We start from the raw sequence: 15,621 nt of genomic DNA, 5'->3' as shown, positions 1-15,621 counted from the left end.
CTCGATTTCGGCCCGTTTACGGCCCAAATCGGCAAAATCTCCGTCGAATTCGTTCGGGCGGCGGGCTGACCGGGCTCCGCCGTGTCCGGTAACAAAGCGCCGGAAGGGCTGTCCACCCGGCAGAATAGGGGGCCTATGGACTGGCAATATTCGGCAGACACCGTCCCGTCGAGCTTCGTGACCGAAGCCCAGGCTCGGTCGCTTCTCGGCAAACCCCCGGCGACGGGTGCCTGGCGCGACGGCGATCCCGTGGGAAACCGCCGTTTCCTCGACGTCGGCCCTCTGCACTTCGAGGCCGGCGGCACCCTCGGGGCCGTGCGGATCGCCTACGAGACCTGGGGTGAGCGTTCCCCGAACGGCGACAACGCCCTGCTCGTGCTGCACGCCCTCACCGGCGACAGCCACCTGGTCGGCCCGGCCGGCGACGGCCACGCGACCGCGGGTTGGTGGAGCGGCATCGTCGGCCCCGGCCTGGCCATCGACACCGACCGCTGGTTCGTGGTGGCCCCGAACATGGTCGGCGGCTGCCAGGGCAGCACCGGTCCGGCCTCCCTCGCGCCCGACGGCTCCGAATGGGGCACCCGGTTCCCCTACCTCACCATTCGCGACCAGGTCGCCGCGCAGGTCGCCTTCGCCGACCGGCTCGGCATCGACCGCTGGGCCGCGGTCGTCGGAGGCTCGATGGGCGGGATGCACGCGCTCGAGTGGGCCATCGAGCATCCGTCCCGCGTAGCCCGCCTGGCAATCCTCGCGGCGCCGCCGGTGACGACCGCCGACCAGATCGCGCTGAACTCCGTGCAGATCGAGGCCATCCGCAGTGACCCGTTCTTCCGGTCCGGCGACTACTACGACGCAGCGGACGGCGACGGCCCGACCCGCGGCCTCGCCCTCGCCCGGCGGATGGCGCTGCTGAACTACCGCAGCCCCGAGGAACTCAACCTACGCTTCGAGCGCGGCTGGCAGAGCGAGATCAGCCCCCTCGGCGCGGGTGGACGGTTCGCCGTCGAGTCCTACCTCGATTTCCACGGCAACAAGTTCACCCGGCGGTTCGACGCGAACAGCTACATCGTGCTGGTCGAGGCCATGAACTCGCACGACATCGGCCGCGGCCGTGGCGGCGTCGCATCCGCCCTGGCCCGCATCGATGCGCTCAGCGTCGTCGTCGGCATCGACAGCGACCGACTCTTCCCCCTCGAGGGCCAACGGGTCATCGCCGCCCACCTGCCGGGCAACATCGACGGCACGGATGCATTCACGCTCCACTCCGGCTTCGGCCACGACGGTTTTCTGATCGAGAACGATGCCATCGGCACCCAGCTGCGGCGCGTCTTGACCTCGCCCGCTCCCCCGCGCCGGGCTTGACACGGTTTCCGATCGGGACAAGCTTGACAGGCAGGTCAGGGAGCGAAAACGCGCTGAACCGAGTCGAATCTCTGAATGGGACGTACCCTGAATCGAGACGTATCCGAGGAGAGGACGCACGCCATGAAACCCGGTTTCGTCATCATGCTGATCTTCGGGGCGATCCTCTCCCTGCTCGGTTTCTCGCTGGCCATCGCCGGGGCGACGGCCGCCGTGGTCAACGCGCAGGACGATGACGGCTACCTCACCAGCCCCGCCCGTTCGTTCTCGGTGCAGACGTACGCGCTCACCTCGCCCCGCATGGGCTCGATCGAGATCCAGGACGTGCCGGCGGAGATCGGCGGCGTCCGGCTCCGCGCGGCCTCCACCTCCGCCGCGGACGTCTTCATCGGCATCGCGCCCCAGGCCGACGTCGACCGCTACCTGGCGGGGGTGAATCACACCGAGCTGCGCAACCTGGACATCAGCCCCTTCCGTGCGGTCTATCGGGACATCCCGGGTAGCGGCACCCCCGAAGCCCCCGGCGACCAGGACTTCTGGGCGTCATCCGCCGAGGGTTCCGGCACCCAGCAGATCGACTGGGATCTGACGAGCGGCAGGTGGGCGGTCGTCGTGATGAACGCGGATGCGAGTCCCGGCGTCTCCGTCGCGTTGCAGGCCGGCGTGCGCTTCGCGTTCCTCGGCCCGCTGGCCGTCGGGTTGCTGCTGGTCGGCCTGTTGATCCTGCTGACCGGCCTGGTGCTGACCGTGTTCGGGGCCATCGGGCTGGGCCGCGGCACTCCGCCCGCCCCCGGCGCGGCACCCGGCACCCCCGTCGGAGCGAGCGCCCCCGGCGCCGCCGCGGTGCCGACCGCTCCCGGTGAGCGGATCTTCCCCGCCCGGCTGACCGGCACCCTCGACGAGGGGCTGTCCCGCTGGCTGTGGCTGGTGAAGTGGATCCTGATCTTCCCACACGTGGTCGTGCTGCTGTTCCTGTGGTTCGGGTTCTTCGTCACCACGATCGTCGCCGGTTTCGCGATCCTGTTCACCGGCCGGTACCCGACGGCCATCTTCCAGTTCAACGTCGGCGTGCTGCGCTGGAGCTGGCGGGTCTCCTTCTACGCCTACTCGGCGCTCGGCACCGACCGGTACCCGCCGTTCAGCCTGACCTCGTCGGCCGACTACCCCGCAGACCTGCAGGTCGACTACCCCCAGCGGCTCTCGCACGGGCTCGTCCTGGTCAAGTGGTGGCTGCTGGCGATTCCGCACCTGGTGATCGTGGCGGCCTTCACCGGTAGCGCGACGACCTGGCGCTATGACGGGGACGACTGGATCTCGAACACCGCCCCCTCCCTGATCGGAGTGCTGGTGCTGGTCGCCGCCGTCATCCTCCTCTTCACCGGCCGGTACCGGCGCAGCCTGTTCGACCTGATCCTCGGCATCAACCGCTGGATCTTCCGGGTGACCGTCTACACCGCCCTGTTCCGCGACGAGTACCCACCGTTCCGCCTCGACCAGGGCGGCGGCGACACCCCGGCGCGCGCCCAGATCACACCGGCAGCACCCGCCGCGTCTGACGCATCCGTTGCGCCCGCCGGCGGACCGCCGTCGAGCATGCCCTGACCGGCGGCCCGTGCCCACCAAGGACGCTTCCGGCAGGGCAGGCGCCGACGGATGCCGCGGGCCGCTCCGGGGAACCGACGCCGGGCAGGTAGGGTGCTGTATAGAGGGCCAAGAGGGATGAAGCCGCCGCTATGCAACGCATCTACAAGGAACGTAACCGTCTGCTTCGCCGAGCGGCTCGCCTGTGCGGCCTGGCCGGCTCGGCCGCCGCACTCCTCGCGATGCTCGTCCCGGGCGGCCTGACCGTCAGCACCCTCGCCCGGAGCCTGCCGCTGCTGCTGTTGCTGGTGGCCGGCCAGTACCTGCTCGGCCGGTCCGGGCGGATGCGCTGGGTCGCCTTGATCCTGTTCTCCGGCATCGCCGTGATCCTGCTGGTCGGTTGGTCAGGCCGGCGTGCCACCGGCCTGAACCTGGTCGAGCAGGCGGTCATCGGCGGAATCGCCGCCGGGGCCCTGAGCTGCGTCGCCCTCGTGCTCGTGGTCAGCGCCTCCCGCCGCCTGGTTCTGTTTGCGGCCTTCGGCGCGACGGTCGCCGGCGTGATCGCCGCCACCCGCGCCTCGTCCGACACCACTGTGCCGCTCCTTCTCACCCTCAGCATCTGGCTCGCGATCACCCTGGTGGCCTGGTGGCTGGCCCAGAGCGTGCCGCGTGTCATGGCGCGCATCTCCTTCATCGGACGGGCCCACCTCTCCGAGCGCCATGCCAGCGAGCTCGAAGCCCAACGCCGGCAGGATGCCCGGCTGCTGCACGACACCGTGCTGGCCACCCTCACCCTGCTCGCGCACTCCGGTGTCGGCGTCAGCCCGGCCGCGCTCCGCCAGCAGGCCGGCGATGACGCCCGGCTGCTGCGGCAGCTACGGCTCGGCGGTCTTCCCACCCCGCGCCGCTCCGGGGTATACACGCTCGAGCCGGCCACCGAGTCGATGCTCGGCAGCACCCTGGAATCGGTCAAGCAGCGCTTCGGGCGGATGGGCCTCGACGTGGACTGGCACGGCAGCGGCCAGGTTCTCCTGCCCAGCGATGTGCTCGACTCCTTCCTCCTCGCGCTCGGCGAGTGCCTCGAGAATGTGCGACGCCACGCCGGCGTCGCCCGCGCCGACGTGACGATCACGGATGACGACACGACCGTGCGCGCCATGGTCACCGACGCGGGGGTCGGATTCGATCTCAGCAGGGTCAGCGCCGAACGCCTCGGGTTCGCCGAGTCGGTCGTGGCCCGCCTGCGCGATGTGGGCGGCAACGCTCGGCTCTTCTCCTCCCCCGGCTCGGGCACCACGGTCGTGCTCGAGGTGCCCAAATGACCGACCCCGGCATCGTCGACACCCGCAGCCGTGACGTGCGCCGGGCCGCGGGCGCGCCCGACCAACCGGGCACTCAGGACCGCCAGGAACGCCGGGAGCGCCGGCGCAGCTTTCGACGCCCCGAACGCACCGAGCAGACCACGCGGGCGAATCAGAGCGGCCTGGGCGGCCGCCACCTTGGCATCGGCCTGTCGTTCAGCGGCGGTTTCATCGCCCTGTTCCTGTTCGGGCAGTTCGCGGTGCAGTGGGGCGAGTATCCCGACCCGACGCCCAGCCTCATCGCCTGGGTTCTCCTTCTGACGACCACGGTCCTGTCGCTGATCACGGTGCAGCGCCTTTCGGCGCGGATGCCGGATTGGCTGTTCGCCACCGCCCTCGCCGCCGGGGCCGCCGTGGCGGCGCTCGACCTGATCGGGTCCTGGGGCGAGACCGGCTCCGGCGTCTACCCGACGGCCGCCGCTGCCGTCGGCACCCTGCTGATCTCGCTGGCCACCGTGCGCCGAGGCCGCGACGTCGTCTTCGCCGCGATGGCGCTCGGCGTGCTGCTCTTCCTCGGAGCGCTCACCGAGGAACGGGCCGACCCACTCACCTTCGCTCCCGATCTCCTAACGATCAGCCTCGCCATCCTGCCTCCGCTGCTCGGCGTGGCCACGGTGCGGGGCTTCCGCCGGATGACCCAGCGCGAGCTCGACCTGGTGCTGGTGCAGAGCACCATCTCCCAGCCGCAATTCGCGGTGGGGATGTTCGCCTCCGAAGAACTCGCCCGCATCGACCTCGACGCGGAGACCCTGCTCGACGACGTCGCGAAGGGACGCACGGCACTGCCGCTGAGTCCCGAGAAGTCGACGACGGCTGCAGCCCTCGCCACACAGCTGCGGCTGCACCTGATCCGAGGCCGCCGGGAGACCTGGCTGCACCACGCGATCACCGAGTCCGAGTTCCTCGGACCGTCTGTCAGCCTGCACGATCCGGCGGGGCTGGCCGGCATGCTCGACCCTGACCAGCGCGACGCCCTGCTCCGCACGATCTGGCTGCTGATCAGCGACACAACTCGCGCTGAGGCATCCGTTTCACTCTCTCTCGGACCGATCCGGCCCACGCACGGCGTCACCGCACGCCAGAAGTTACGATTTCCGATCGAATTGGCGACGACGGGTGTGCCACGGCGTCGAGTGGACCCCGAGACGTGGCAAGCTATCCGAGTAGTCGGCCCGCACGTCGATTCCAGCCGAGACGGAAGTCTGCACGTGGAAATCGAGTGCAGCATCGACAATCCTGCGGATGCCTAGGGTCCGTCGAACAACGCTGTTGAGCTTCTCAGTCGGGGCCAGAAGCACAAGGAGACAGAAGTGACGAACATAACCACGTTGAGCACTGCCGCACCGAGCAAGGACAACCCCATCCGGCTGGCCCTTGTCGACGACCACCGCATGCTGCTGGGGGCCCTCACCGAGTGGATCCGGGGGGCCGCGGACGACATCAACATGGTCGCCGCCGTCACCACCTGGCCCGAGCTGCTCACCCACCCCGAATTTCCCGTCGACGTCGTGCTCCTCGACCTCGACCTCAAAGACAACATTCCGGTCTCCCTGAAGATCTCGACGCTCAAGACGGCTGGCGTGAAGACCGTGCTGATGAGCACCTACTCCGAGGCCGGGCTCGTGCGCGAGGCGCTGGCCGCCGGCGCACTCGGCTACCTGGTGAAGAGCGAGGAGGCGACGATGATCGTCGAGGCGATCCGCTCCGCCTATGACGGCGAATCCTTCATCTCGGCCGAACTGGACGAAGCCCTCAACAACGGCGCGAACGGCGGTTCACCTCGCCTCAGCGCGCAGGAGCGCCGGGTGATGGCCCTCTACGGCGCGGGCGAGCCGGTCAAGGCCGTCGCGCACCAGCTCGGCATCTCCGAGGAGACCGCGAAGAGCTATCTCAAGCGCATCCGCGAGAAGTACCGTCTCGCGGGCTTCGACGTGGGTACCAAGGTCGCCCTGCGTAAGCGCGCCATCCACGACGGCATCCTGCTCCAGGGCGACTGACCCCCCGCGCCGCGAAACCTCGCGGCTACTCCGCGGCGACCACCCGGATGGCCGCGGTGCCGTACGGCAGCTCCACCCTGTTGCCCCGCCGGACACGGTCCACGAGGAACGTCGCCACGGTGAGCAGCAGGCCGAGGCCGCTCAGGCCCAGGCCGATCCAGACCGGGGCGACGTAGCCGAGGCCGCCCGCGATGGCGAGACCGCCGAGGAACGCCCCGAGGGCGTTGCCGACGTTGAGCGCCGAGTGGTTCAGCGCCGCGGCGATCGACTGGCTGTCGTGGGAGACGTCCATCAGCCGGGTCTGGATCGTCGGCGACAACGCCGACGAGGCGGCGCCGACGAAGAACACGCCGATCAGCAGTCCGGGGACGGACTCGGCCGACAGAGCCAGCCCGGTCAGGGCCAGCAGCATCACGACGAAGAAGCCGTACATGCTGCGGCGCACGCTCCGGTCGGCCAGCGCGCCGCCGATGAAGTTGCCGATCGTCATGCCCACGCCGATCACCACCAGCACGAGCGGGACCGCGCCGGCTCCGAGGCCCGTGACCTCCATCACCAGCGGGGCCACGTAGGTGTACACGGCGAAGAGCCCGCCGAACCCGACGGCGCCGATGCCCAGCGCGAACCAGACCTGCACCCGACCGAAGGCGCGCAGCTCACTGCGCATGGTGGCCTGAGGGTTGCCGTCCTGCAGAGGCACCAGGGCGGCCACGGCGACGAACGTCGCCGTGAAGATGGCGGCGACGACGAGGTAGGCCACCCGCCAGCCGGATGTCTGGCCGAGCCAGGTGATCGAGGGCACGCCGATGACGTTCGCAATGGTCAGGCCGCCGAGCACGAGGGCCACGCCGCGGGCCCGCTTGCCGGGGCCCATCAGGTCGGCCGCCACCAGGGAGGCGATCCCGAAATAGGCGCCGTGCGGCAGTGCGGCCACGAACCGGGCCGCAAGAACCAGCCCGAACGTAGGCAGCAGCGCCGATGCGATGGTGCTCAGCGTGAACGCGGCCAGCAAGGCGAGCAGCAGCTGTTTGCGCGGCCAGCGGGCGGCTGCCGCGGCGATCGTCGGGGCCCCGACGACGACGCCGAGGGCATACGCCGTGATCAGCCAGCCTGCCTGCGCGTTGGCGGCATCCGGGGAGGAGGCGTAGAGCGCGGGGAGGAGGTCCTGGGCCAGGTCGGGCAGCAGTCCCATGGCCACGAATTCGGTCGACCCGATGCCGAATCCACCGAGAGCCAGGGCGAGCAGGGCATAACGGATGCGGGCCGGCGACAGTGTCGCCGACCCGTCAGAAGAAGCAGGCATGCCCCCCAGACTACGGGGCAGCGGTCCCGAACGAATTCGACGGAGATTTTGCTCAGAACACCGTCTTTGGGCTCAAAAACGGGTGTTTGACCCAAAATCTCCGTCGAATTTGCTCGACGCTTGGCACGGCGTTCCCGGACGCACCTGACTACGGGGCAGGGGCGGCGGCGGCTGATCCGTCGGCCTCGGCCAGGGCGGCCTCGAGGCGCTCGACCTTACCGGTCAGCTCGCCGGTGCGGCCGCCCCGGATGTCGGCCTTGAGCACCAGGGACACGCGCGGCCCCCAGGCGCCGACGGCTTCGGTGGCGGCTTTGACCACCCCGAAGACCTCGTCCCAGTCGCCCTCGATCGTGGTGAACATCGAGTCGGTGTGGTTGGGCAGGCCGGATGCGCGCACGATGCGCACGGCCGCGGCGACCGCGTCGTGCACGGACCCGTCATCATCGTGGGCGCCGGACGGGGCGACGGAGAATGCAACCAGCATGGGTTACTCCTTCTGATCGGGGGTGGATGGGAACAGGATCTGCCGCACGGCCCAGCCGAGCAGCACGACCTCGAGCACGTTGCGCACGGTCAGCACCAGCACCAGCGCCGGGTCTGCCGAGAGCAGGAGGTCGTAGAGGTGCGGGTAGACGAACTGGGTCAGGGCCGCGATGACGAGTCCGAGCACGGCGGGAAACCGCCAGGCGCGCCCTCGCATCAGCAGCCCGAGGAGGATGGGCGCGGCCAGCCAGGTCGTGAACTGCGGAGAGCCGACCTTGTTGACGACGATCAGGGTCAGCACCAGGGCCAGCGCCAGAGGCGGGAACAGACCGGCCGGGTCGGCGCCCGCGCGCAGCCTCTGCCAGGCGAGCAGCACCACGGCGAGCACGCAGAGGGCGAGCAGGGGGGTCATCGCCGCGATGGCGACGTTCGTGCCGGTGCCGATGATCTGGAAGGTGAGGATCTGCCGGTCGTAGTAGAGATAGCTGCCCGGTATACCCAGCGCGGCCTGCCACATCCAGAGGCCGGCGACCGGGGACTCGATCTGGATGCCGCGGTTCGTCTGCTCGCCGACGAAGCTCAGCACGTTCGGGCCGCTGCCGCTGACGAGCGCCATCAGAACGATGCCCAGGCTCGTGGCGACCGCTGCGGCGACCACCCGCCAGCGGTCTTTCGACACCACGAACAGCGCGATGACCAAGGCGACCGGCCAGATCTTGACCCAGGTGGCCAGGGTCAGCAGCACGGCGCCCCAGACCGGCCGGGTTCCGACGAGAAGCACCGCGACGATCGCCAGCGGCACGGTGACCGCATCGATCCGGGCGAGCGCGATGGGCCCGAGCAGCAGCAGGAAGCCCAGCCACCAGGCCGCCGCTCCGAGGGCTCGCCGGTTGCGGCCCCGACCGAGCAGCAGCGCGAACGCCCCGGCATTGAGCACGGTCACGAGACCGAGCCAGGAGGTGGCGTAGAGGTCCGGACCGAACACGAGCGGCGCGAAGATCGGCAGGAGCGCCAGTAGCGGATAGACGAAGCCGGTGGTGATGCCCACGACGTCGGCGCCGGATGCCGCGTCCATCGCCCAGCCGAGGTAGACGACCTCCACGTCGCCCAGCGGCCAGCCGGGGGCCGCGAACGCGAGCCACCAGAGCACTCCGTGCACAAGGGTGAAGCCCGCCCAGAGCAGCGTCCGCAACGCCGGCAGGCCGGGGCCGACGGCCAGGCGTTCTGCGAAGGATTGGGGCACGGTCCACCTTCCCACACCCCCGGCCGCGGCCGTCAGCGCGAGGCGAGCAGTTCCGCGACGGTGGCCGGCACGGCGCCGGCGATGTCGAGCGCGGTGATCGGGCCGCCGTCAGAGGCCCGGGCCGCGGCCCGGGCGTGCACTAGTGCGGCCGTTGCAGCGAGACGGGCCGGCGCGGCGGCATCCGTCTGGATCGCCCGGGAATGCGTGGCCAGCAGGGCGCCGAGGATGCCGCCGAGCACGTCCCCCGACCCGGCCGTCGCCAGCCAGGAGGGTGCCTTCGACACCGTCAGCCGGGTGCCGTCAGGCGCCGCGATCCAGGTGACGCTGCCCTTGAGCAGCACCGTGACGCCGAGGCCGGTCGCGGCGCGCACGGCCCACTCCCCCGGCGCGGCGGCCACCTCCGAGCCGGCCACCGACTCACCCTGCGGGGCGAGCAGCCGGGTGAGCAGGCGCGCGAGCTCGCGGTAGTGCGGGGTGATCACGACGGGCCCGGTCGCCCGGCCGACCAGGTCGAGGGCCCCGGCGTCGCAAACGGTGGGCAGCCCCTCGGCCAGGGCTCCGAGCAGCGCCGCCTCGGTCACACGGTCGCGCATCGCGGCGTCCTGGCCGGAGCCGAGCAGCCAGGCCTGCACCTGCCCGGCGGCGGTGACGGCCTCCGGCCGGCGCTGCAGCACGAGGTCGGACGGCCGCCGCGGGCCGAGGTAGCGCACCATCCCGACACCGGTGCGGAGGGCGGCCTCGACTCCGAGCACCGCAGCCCCGGGGTACTCGTCCGAGCCCGTTCTCACGCCCAGCACCCCACGGCGGTACTTGTCGTCGTCCACCCGCGGAACCGCGATCCAGTCGCGGGCGCGTGCGCCGTCCCATTCCAGCCATCCCCGTGGTTCGCTCATGCACTCACGATAGGTTGTTTCGAGTCCTTCGGGCCGGCCGCTTCGCCCGCCCACTCGATCTTTGGGGGAAATCCGTGGCCGTTGCCGCCCTGTTCGAACCGTTCACCCTGCGCGGTGTCAACGTGCGCAACCGGCTCTGGGCGGCGCCGATGTGCCAATACGCGGTGCGGGAGAAAGACGGCGTCCCGCGCGACTGGCACCTCGTGCACCTGGGCGCTCTGGCCGCCGGCGGCGCCGGCCTGATCCTGGTCGAGGCGACCGCGATCAGCCCGGCGGGACGCATCTCCGACGCGGACACCGGCCTCTGGAACGCGCAACAGACCGCCGCCTGGGCACCGATCGTGGCCTTCCTTCATGCGCAGGGCGCGACGGCCGGCATCCAGCTGTCCCACGCGGGGCGTAAGGCTTCCGTCTGGCCGGCCTGGGGCGAAGACCGGCACGGCACCATGGCGACGGATGACGGCGGCTGGCCGACCGTGTCGGCCTCGGCCCTGCCGTTCCCCGGCTACGCAGCGCCCGTGGCCCTCGACGCCGCGGGCATCCAGGGGATCGTCGACGGGTTCGCGGCCGCCGCACTCCGGGCGGCGGAGGCCGGGTTCGACGTCGTGGAGGTGCACGCGGCCCACGGATACCTGCTGCACCAGTTCCTGTCCCCGCTGAGCAACGTGCGGACGGACAAGTTCGGCGGCTCACTGCCGAATCGGGCCCGCCTCCTGCTCCAGGTCGTGGCCGCCGTGCGCGCCGCCATCGGCGAGGAGCGCGCCCTGCTCGTGCGGTTCTCCGCCACCGATTACGCCCCAGGCGGCTGGACCGAAGCCGAGACCGCCGAGGTCGCCGGCTGGGCCGCGGCCGCCGGCGCCGACTTCTTCGACATCTCCTCCGGCGGCAACGTGACCGGGGTGCGCATCCCGTTGGGTCCCGGTTACCAGGTGCCGCTCGCCGAGCATGTGAAAACGGCGGCGCAAGTGCCGGTCGGCGCCGTCGGGCTGATCACCACCGCCCTGCAGGCCGAGCAGATCGTGGCGTCCGGCCGGGCCGACGCGGTCCTGTTGGGCCGCGAACTCCTGCGCGACCCGCACTTCCCGCTGCGGGCCGCCCACGAGCTCGGCGCCGTCGTGGACTACTGGCCGCCGCAGTACCTGCGCGCCCAGTGGCCCACCCTCTGAACCCGGCTCCGCCGGAGAACGCTTACAGGCGCCGGGTCGCGTCCTGCACTTCACCGACCAGCTCTTCGATGATGTCCTCGAGGAACAGCACCCCGACGGTCTCTCCGGTCGCGGTGAACGAGCGCGCCAGGTGCGCGCCCGAGCGCCGCATCGTCGCCAGGGCATCCTCGAGGTCGGTGTCCTCGAAGATCGACACCAACTGACGGATGCGCTTGCCGGGGATCGGCGCCGAATAGCTGCCCTGCCCGACCGAGGCAGCCGTGTCGCCGTCGAGATCGATGACGTCCTTCAGGTGTACATACCCGGTCGGTTCGCCGGACTCGTTGACCAGCACGTAGCGGGAGAAACCGTGCCGGGTGACGGCCTTCTCGACGTCGGCGGGGGTGGCCGCCTCGGGCAGGCTGACCAGGTCCGCGAGGCTCACGGCGATATCCCGCACCTTGCGGGTGGTGAACTCGAACGTGGCGCTGAGCGCCCCGGTACCGTCCCGCAGCACGCCCTCCCGGGTCGATTGGGAGACGATGGTCGCCACCTCGTCCAGCGTGTAGGTGCTGGTGGCCTCCTCCTTGGGCTGCACTCCGAAAATCCGCAGCACCAAATTGGCGGTGGCGTTGAGCGTCACGATCACGGGCTTGACCAGGCGGCCGAAGAAGACCAGCGGCGGGGCGAGCATGAGCACGGCCCGGTCTGGGATGGAGAACGACAGGTTCTTGGGCACCATCTCACCGAACACGACGTGGAGGTAGGAGACCAGCAGCAGGGTGATCACGAACGCGATCACGCCGATGGCCTCCTCCGGCAGCGAGGTCAGACCCAGCGGAATCTCAAGCAGGTGGTGGATCGCCGGCTCCGAGACGTTCAGGATCAGCAGGGAACAGACCGTGATGCCCAGCTGGGTGGTCGCCAGCATGAGGGTGGCGTGTTCCATCGCCCACAGCGCCGTGATCGCACGCTTCTTGCCGGCCTCGGCGAGAGGCTCGATCTGGGATCGGCGCGCGGAGATGACGGCGAATTCCGCGGCGACGAAGAAGGCGTTGGCCGCGAGCAGCACGACAAGCCAGACCAGCCCGGCCCAGTCATTCATGGTCGCTCACCTCATGCCGCTTGTCGTTCGTCTTCCGGTCACCCTGGGCGTCACTCTTCCTGTCGCTCTTCTTGTTGCTCTTCTTGTCGCTCTTCGTGTCGCTCTTCTTGCCAGGCTTCTTGTCGGGCTTCTTGCCGTTCCCGGTGCTGCGGTCACCCGCGGCAGGCGCGTCGAGCACGGCGGGTTCGGCAGGTTCGGCGGGTTCGGCAGGCTCGATGAAGGGGGTGAAGCGCAGCCGGTCGATCCGTCGGCCGTCGAGGCGTTCGACGGACAGCACGCCGCCGGTCAGCTGCACGGCGTCGCCGAGCTGTGGCAGGCGGCCCAGCTCGCTCATCACGAAGCCGCCCACGGTCTCGTAGGGGCCGTCCTCCGGAATAGAGATGCCCGTGCGTTCGAGCAGCTCGTCCGGGCGGAGCATGCCGGGGAACGTCAGGGAGTCCGTGGACAGCACCACGCCGGCGCGGGTGCGGTCGTGCTCGTCGGCGACCTCACCGACGAGTTCCTCGACCAGGTCCTCGAGGGTGGCCACGCCGGCCGTGCCCCCGTATTCGTCCACGACGACGGCCATCTGGTAACCACGGCCGCGCAACTCGACCAGCAGGCCATCCAACTTCATGGTCTCGGGCACCCGGATGGCTTCGGATTGCAGGGCCGACACCGGGACATCCGCCCGGCGGTGCCGGGGCACGGCCACCGCCTGCTTCACGTGCACGATCCCGACGATGTCGTCGACGCCTTCGTCGACGACGGGGAAGCGGGAATACCCGGTCTGGCGGGTGAGGTCGATCACGGCCTGCGCGGAGGCGGTGCGCTGGATGCTGGCCACCCGGGGGCGGGGAGTCATCACATCCGAGGCGGCGTGCCCGGAGAAGAGCAGCGTCCGGTGCAACAGCGTGGCGGTGTCCTTCTCCAGCAGGCCGGCACTGGCCGAGCGCCGCACGAGGGAGGACAGCTCCTCGGCGGTGCGAGCCCCGGAGAGTTCTTCCTTCGGCTCGATCCCGATCGACCGCAGCACCGCGTTGGCGCTGCCGTTGAGCACGACGACGGCCGGCTTGAACACGGTCGTGAACAGAGTCTGGAACGGGATGACGAGCTTGGCCGTCTGCACGGGCAGGGCCAGGGCGAAATTCTTCGGCACCAGCTCGCCGATGATCATCGAGGCGAGTGTGGCGACGAGGAGCGCGGTCGTGACCGCGACGACCGGCACGATTGCCGGCGAGAGCCCCAGGGCCGTCAGCGGCGGTGACAGCAGCGTGGTCAGGGCCGGCTCCATGGTGTAGCCGGTGAGCAGGGTGGTGAGGGTGATGCCCAGCTGCGCGCTGGACAGGTGCGTCGACGTGATCCTGAGCGCCGCGATGGTCAGACCCAGACGGGTCTCGCCTCGGTCGCGGCGGGCCTCCAGCTCGGACCGGTCCAGGTTGACCAAAGCGAACTCGCTGGCGACGAACAGGCCGGTGCCCACGGTGAGGAGGAGCCCCGCGGCGAGCATGACCCACTCATTCATGGCGGACCTCGACGGGCCGGGCCAGGGCAACGGCAACACGGAGGTTCACGGCCGAGTCGCCGTTCGGATGAGGGGAAGGAATTCCGGGCGAATGCGCAGGAGGAGGGTCGTCCATTATTCCGCCCAGTCTACCGCCCGGTACCGACGCGACGAGCCGGTGCCGTCGCGTCCGACGGTCCGGCTACCAGGAGACGGGCAGCGCCTTGCCCTCCTCGTAGCCGGCCGCCGACTGGATGCCGACCAGCGAGCGGGTGTGGAACTCCGCGACGGAGGTCGCACCGGCGTAGGTGAACGAGCTGCGCACGCCGGAGGTGATCATGTCCAGCAGGTCCTCTACGGACGGCCGCAGAGGGTCCAGGTAGATCTTCGAGCTGGAGATCCCCTCCGCGAAGAGCGTCTTGCGGGCCAGCTCGTAGGCGTCGAGACGGTCGAACCGCTGGCGCACGGCCTTGGTGGAGGCCATCCCCCAACTCTCCTTGTAGATGCCTCCGGCGGCATCCCGGTCCAGCAGGCCGGGTGCCTCGATCGTGCCGGCGAACCAGGAGCCGATCATGACGGATGCCGCGCCGGCGGCGAGCGCGAGGGCCACGTCCCGCGGGTAGCGCACCCCGCCGTCGGCCCAGACGTGCGCCCCGAGTTCCCGGGCGGCGGCCGCGGTCTCGAGCACGGCTGAGAACTGGGGACGGCCGACCGCCGTCATCATGCGCGTGGTGCACATGGCGCCGGGACCGACGCCGACCTTCACGATGGTGGCGCCGGCGCGGACGAGGTCACCGACGGCATCCGCCGTCACGACGTTGCCGGCAACGATCGGAATGCCGAGGTCGAGGTCGGCGACGATCTTGATCGCGCGGGTCATCCCGCCCTGGTGTCCGTGGGCGGTGTCGATCACGAGAACGTCGACCCCCGCGGCGACGAGCGCCTGGGCCTTGGCCGCGATGTCGCCGTTGATGCCGACCGCCGCGGCCACGCGCAGGCGGCCCTGCGCGTCGAGCGCGGGCTGGTAGAGCGTGGAGCGCAGCGCGCTCTTGCGACTGAGGGTGCCGATCACCCGGCCGTGGTGCTGCACGGTTGCGAAGTCGAGCTCGGCTTCGGTCATCACGTCGAACGCGCGGCGCGGGCCCTCGATGTCGTCCGCGTCGAGGGAGGTCATCGCGCCGTGCAGCAGGTCTCCGAGAAGCGCGTCCGGCAGCGCGGTCGCCAGCCGGGACGCGTCGATGGCACCCAGGTAGTCACCGTTCGGGTCGGTGATGACCAGTCCCTGGCCGGCCACCGGCGGCACCTGCCGCAGCGCGAGCGCCACGGTGTCCCCGGGGGCGAAGTTGAAGGGGGTGTCGAAGCGGGTGGACTGCCCCTTGACCCAGCGGATCGCGGCGTCGAGGTCCTGCAGGTGCATGTCCTGCGGGAGCACGCCGAGCCCGCCGCGCCGGGCGAGCGCGGCCGCCAGGCGCGGGCCGGTGACCGAGTTCATATTCGCCGAGACGATGGGGATGGTGGCACCGCTGCCGTCACCCGGGGCGAGCGAGACATCGAGCCGGCTGCTCACCTCGGATTGGCTCGGGACGAGGAAAACGTCGGAATACGTGAGGTCGTGGCTGGGCACCGCTCCATAGAACTGCATGGAAATAACGCTAGCGCCCCGCG

13 protein-coding genes are annotated in these 15,621 nt (G+C 70.3%); 6 read left to right on the top strand and 7 right to left on the bottom strand.

Annotation, left to right across the window (positions count from 1 at the left end; all coding sequences use genetic code 11):
* Nucleotides 1-135: 135 nt before the first annotated feature.
* The 5 genes from metX to E3T28_RS06475 all read left to right on the top strand — a co-directional run bounded on the left by metX (nucleotide 136) and on the right by E3T28_RS06475 (nucleotide 6,301).
* Entirely contained in the window at nucleotides 136-1,362 is a 1,227-nt protein-coding gene (gene metX / locus E3T28_RS06495; RefSeq protein WP_134429044.1) for a homoserine O-acetyltransferase MetX, read from the top strand.
* Nucleotides 1,363-1,485: 123 nt separating this feature from the next.
* Nucleotides 1,486-2,964, top strand: a complete 1,479-nt coding sequence (locus E3T28_RS06490; RefSeq protein ID WP_134429042.1) for a DUF4389 domain-containing protein — start codon at nucleotides 1,486-1,488, stop codon at nucleotides 2,962-2,964.
* 131 nt (nucleotides 2,965-3,095) lie between these two features.
* Nucleotides 3,096-4,265 (top strand): sensor histidine kinase, encoded by a 1,170-nt coding sequence (locus E3T28_RS06485; RefSeq protein WP_134429040.1) that lies wholly within the window; start codon nucleotides 3,096-3,098, stop codon nucleotides 4,263-4,265.
* Nucleotides 4,262-5,554, top strand: coding sequence for a hypothetical protein (locus E3T28_RS06480; RefSeq protein WP_134429038.1), 1,293 nt, complete (start codon nucleotides 4,262-4,264; stop codon nucleotides 5,552-5,554). The genes E3T28_RS06485 and E3T28_RS06480 overlap by 4 nt, the downstream gene beginning before the upstream one ends.
* 69 nt (nucleotides 5,555-5,623) lie before the next feature.
* The gene (locus E3T28_RS06475) at nucleotides 5,624-6,301 is read left to right on the top strand and encodes a response regulator (protein ID WP_255575837.1); all 678 of its coding nucleotides are present in this window, start codon (nucleotides 5,624-5,626) and stop codon (nucleotides 6,299-6,301) included.
* 25 nt (nucleotides 6,302-6,326) lie between these two features.
* Here the strand turns inward: E3T28_RS06475 and E3T28_RS06470 are convergent, their stop codons facing one another.
* From E3T28_RS06470 to E3T28_RS06455, 4 genes are all read right to left on the bottom strand, one after another.
* The gene (locus E3T28_RS06470) at nucleotides 6,327-7,604 is read right to left on the bottom strand and encodes an MFS transporter (protein WP_134429036.1); all 1,278 of its coding nucleotides are present in this window, start codon (nucleotides 7,602-7,604) and stop codon (nucleotides 6,327-6,329) included.
* A 148-nt stretch (nucleotides 7,605-7,752) separates the two neighbouring features.
* Entirely contained in the window at nucleotides 7,753-8,088 is a 336-nt protein-coding gene (locus tag E3T28_RS06465; RefSeq protein ID WP_134429034.1) for a thiamine-binding protein, read from the bottom strand.
* Between the two features lie 3 nt (nucleotides 8,089-8,091).
* Entirely contained in the window at nucleotides 8,092-9,330 is a 1,239-nt protein-coding gene (locus E3T28_RS06460; protein ID WP_241979203.1) for a glycosyltransferase 87 family protein, read from the bottom strand.
* A 32-nt stretch (nucleotides 9,331-9,362) separates the two neighbouring features.
* Nucleotides 9,363-10,223 (bottom strand): ADP-dependent NAD(P)H-hydrate dehydratase, encoded by an 861-nt coding sequence (locus E3T28_RS06455; protein WP_134429032.1) that lies wholly within the window; start codon nucleotides 10,221-10,223, stop codon nucleotides 9,363-9,365.
* Between the two features lie 74 nt (nucleotides 10,224-10,297).
* Between E3T28_RS06455 and E3T28_RS06450 the strand changes: the two genes are divergently transcribed.
* On the top strand, nucleotides 10,298-11,389 hold the full coding sequence (locus tag E3T28_RS06450) for an NADH:flavin oxidoreductase/NADH oxidase (protein ID WP_134429030.1): 1,092 nt from the start codon (nucleotides 10,298-10,300) through the stop codon (nucleotides 11,387-11,389).
* Between the two features lie 22 nt (nucleotides 11,390-11,411).
* Here E3T28_RS06450 and E3T28_RS06445 read toward each other — a convergent pair whose 3' ends face one another.
* The 3 genes from E3T28_RS06445 to guaB1 all read right to left on the bottom strand — a co-directional run bounded on the left by E3T28_RS06445 (nucleotide 11,412) and on the right by guaB1 (nucleotide 15,598).
* On the bottom strand, nucleotides 11,412-12,473 hold the full coding sequence (locus E3T28_RS06445) for a hemolysin family protein (RefSeq protein ID WP_134429028.1): 1,062 nt from the start codon (nucleotides 12,471-12,473) through the stop codon (nucleotides 11,412-11,414).
* Nucleotides 12,466-13,977, bottom strand: coding sequence for a hemolysin family protein (locus E3T28_RS06440; RefSeq protein ID WP_134429026.1), 1,512 nt, complete (start codon nucleotides 13,975-13,977; stop codon nucleotides 12,466-12,468). The genes E3T28_RS06445 and E3T28_RS06440 overlap by 8 nt, the downstream gene beginning before the upstream one ends.
* 181 nt (nucleotides 13,978-14,158) lie before the next feature.
* Nucleotides 14,159-15,598 (bottom strand): GMP reductase, encoded by a 1,440-nt coding sequence (guaB1, locus tag E3T28_RS06435; RefSeq protein ID WP_134429024.1) that lies wholly within the window; start codon nucleotides 15,596-15,598, stop codon nucleotides 14,159-14,161.
* Between the last annotated feature and the right edge of the window lie 23 nt (nucleotides 15,599-15,621).

It is taken from the genome of Cryobacterium sinapicolor (genome assembly GCF_004403465.1).
GTDB classification, from domain to species: domain Bacteria; phylum Actinomycetota; class Actinomycetes; order Actinomycetales; family Microbacteriaceae; genus Cryobacterium; species Cryobacterium sinapicolor.
The sequence above is the reverse complement of the archived record's forward strand: the minus strand, read 5'-3'. Positions and strand labels throughout refer to the sequence as shown.

Excerpts from the sequence above, each read along its gene's own strand:
- E3T28_RS06455 (WP_134429032.1), bottom strand. The coding sequence starts at position 10,223 with ATGAGCGAACCACGGGGATGGCTGGAATGGGACGGCGCACGCGCCCGC.
- metX (WP_134429044.1), top strand. The coding sequence starts at position 136 with ATGGACTGGCAATATTCGGCAGACACCGTCCCGTCGAGCTTCGTGACC.
- E3T28_RS06445 (WP_134429028.1), bottom strand. The coding sequence starts at position 12,473 with ATGAATGACTGGGCCGGGCTGGTCTGGCTTGTCGTGCTGCTCGCGGCC.
- E3T28_RS06440 (WP_134429026.1), bottom strand. The coding sequence starts at position 13,977 with ATGAATGAGTGGGTCATGCTCGCCGCGGGGCTCCTCCTCACCGTGGGC.
- E3T28_RS06465 (WP_134429034.1), bottom strand. The coding sequence starts at position 8,088 with ATGCTGGTTGCATTCTCCGTCGCCCCGTCCGGCGCCCACGATGATGAC.
- guaB1 (WP_134429024.1), bottom strand. The coding sequence starts at position 15,598 with ATGCAGTTCTATGGAGCGGTGCCCAGCCACGACCTCACGTATTCCGAC.
- E3T28_RS06485 (WP_134429040.1), top strand. The coding sequence starts at position 3,096 with ATGCAACGCATCTACAAGGAACGTAACCGTCTGCTTCGCCGAGCGGCT.
- E3T28_RS06490 (WP_134429042.1), top strand. The coding sequence starts at position 1,486 with ATGAAACCCGGTTTCGTCATCATGCTGATCTTCGGGGCGATCCTCTCC.
- E3T28_RS06480 (WP_134429038.1), top strand. The coding sequence starts at position 4,262 with ATGACCGACCCCGGCATCGTCGACACCCGCAGCCGTGACGTGCGCCGG.
- E3T28_RS06470 (WP_134429036.1), bottom strand. The coding sequence starts at position 7,604 with ATGCCTGCTTCTTCTGACGGGTCGGCGACACTGTCGCCGGCCCGCATC.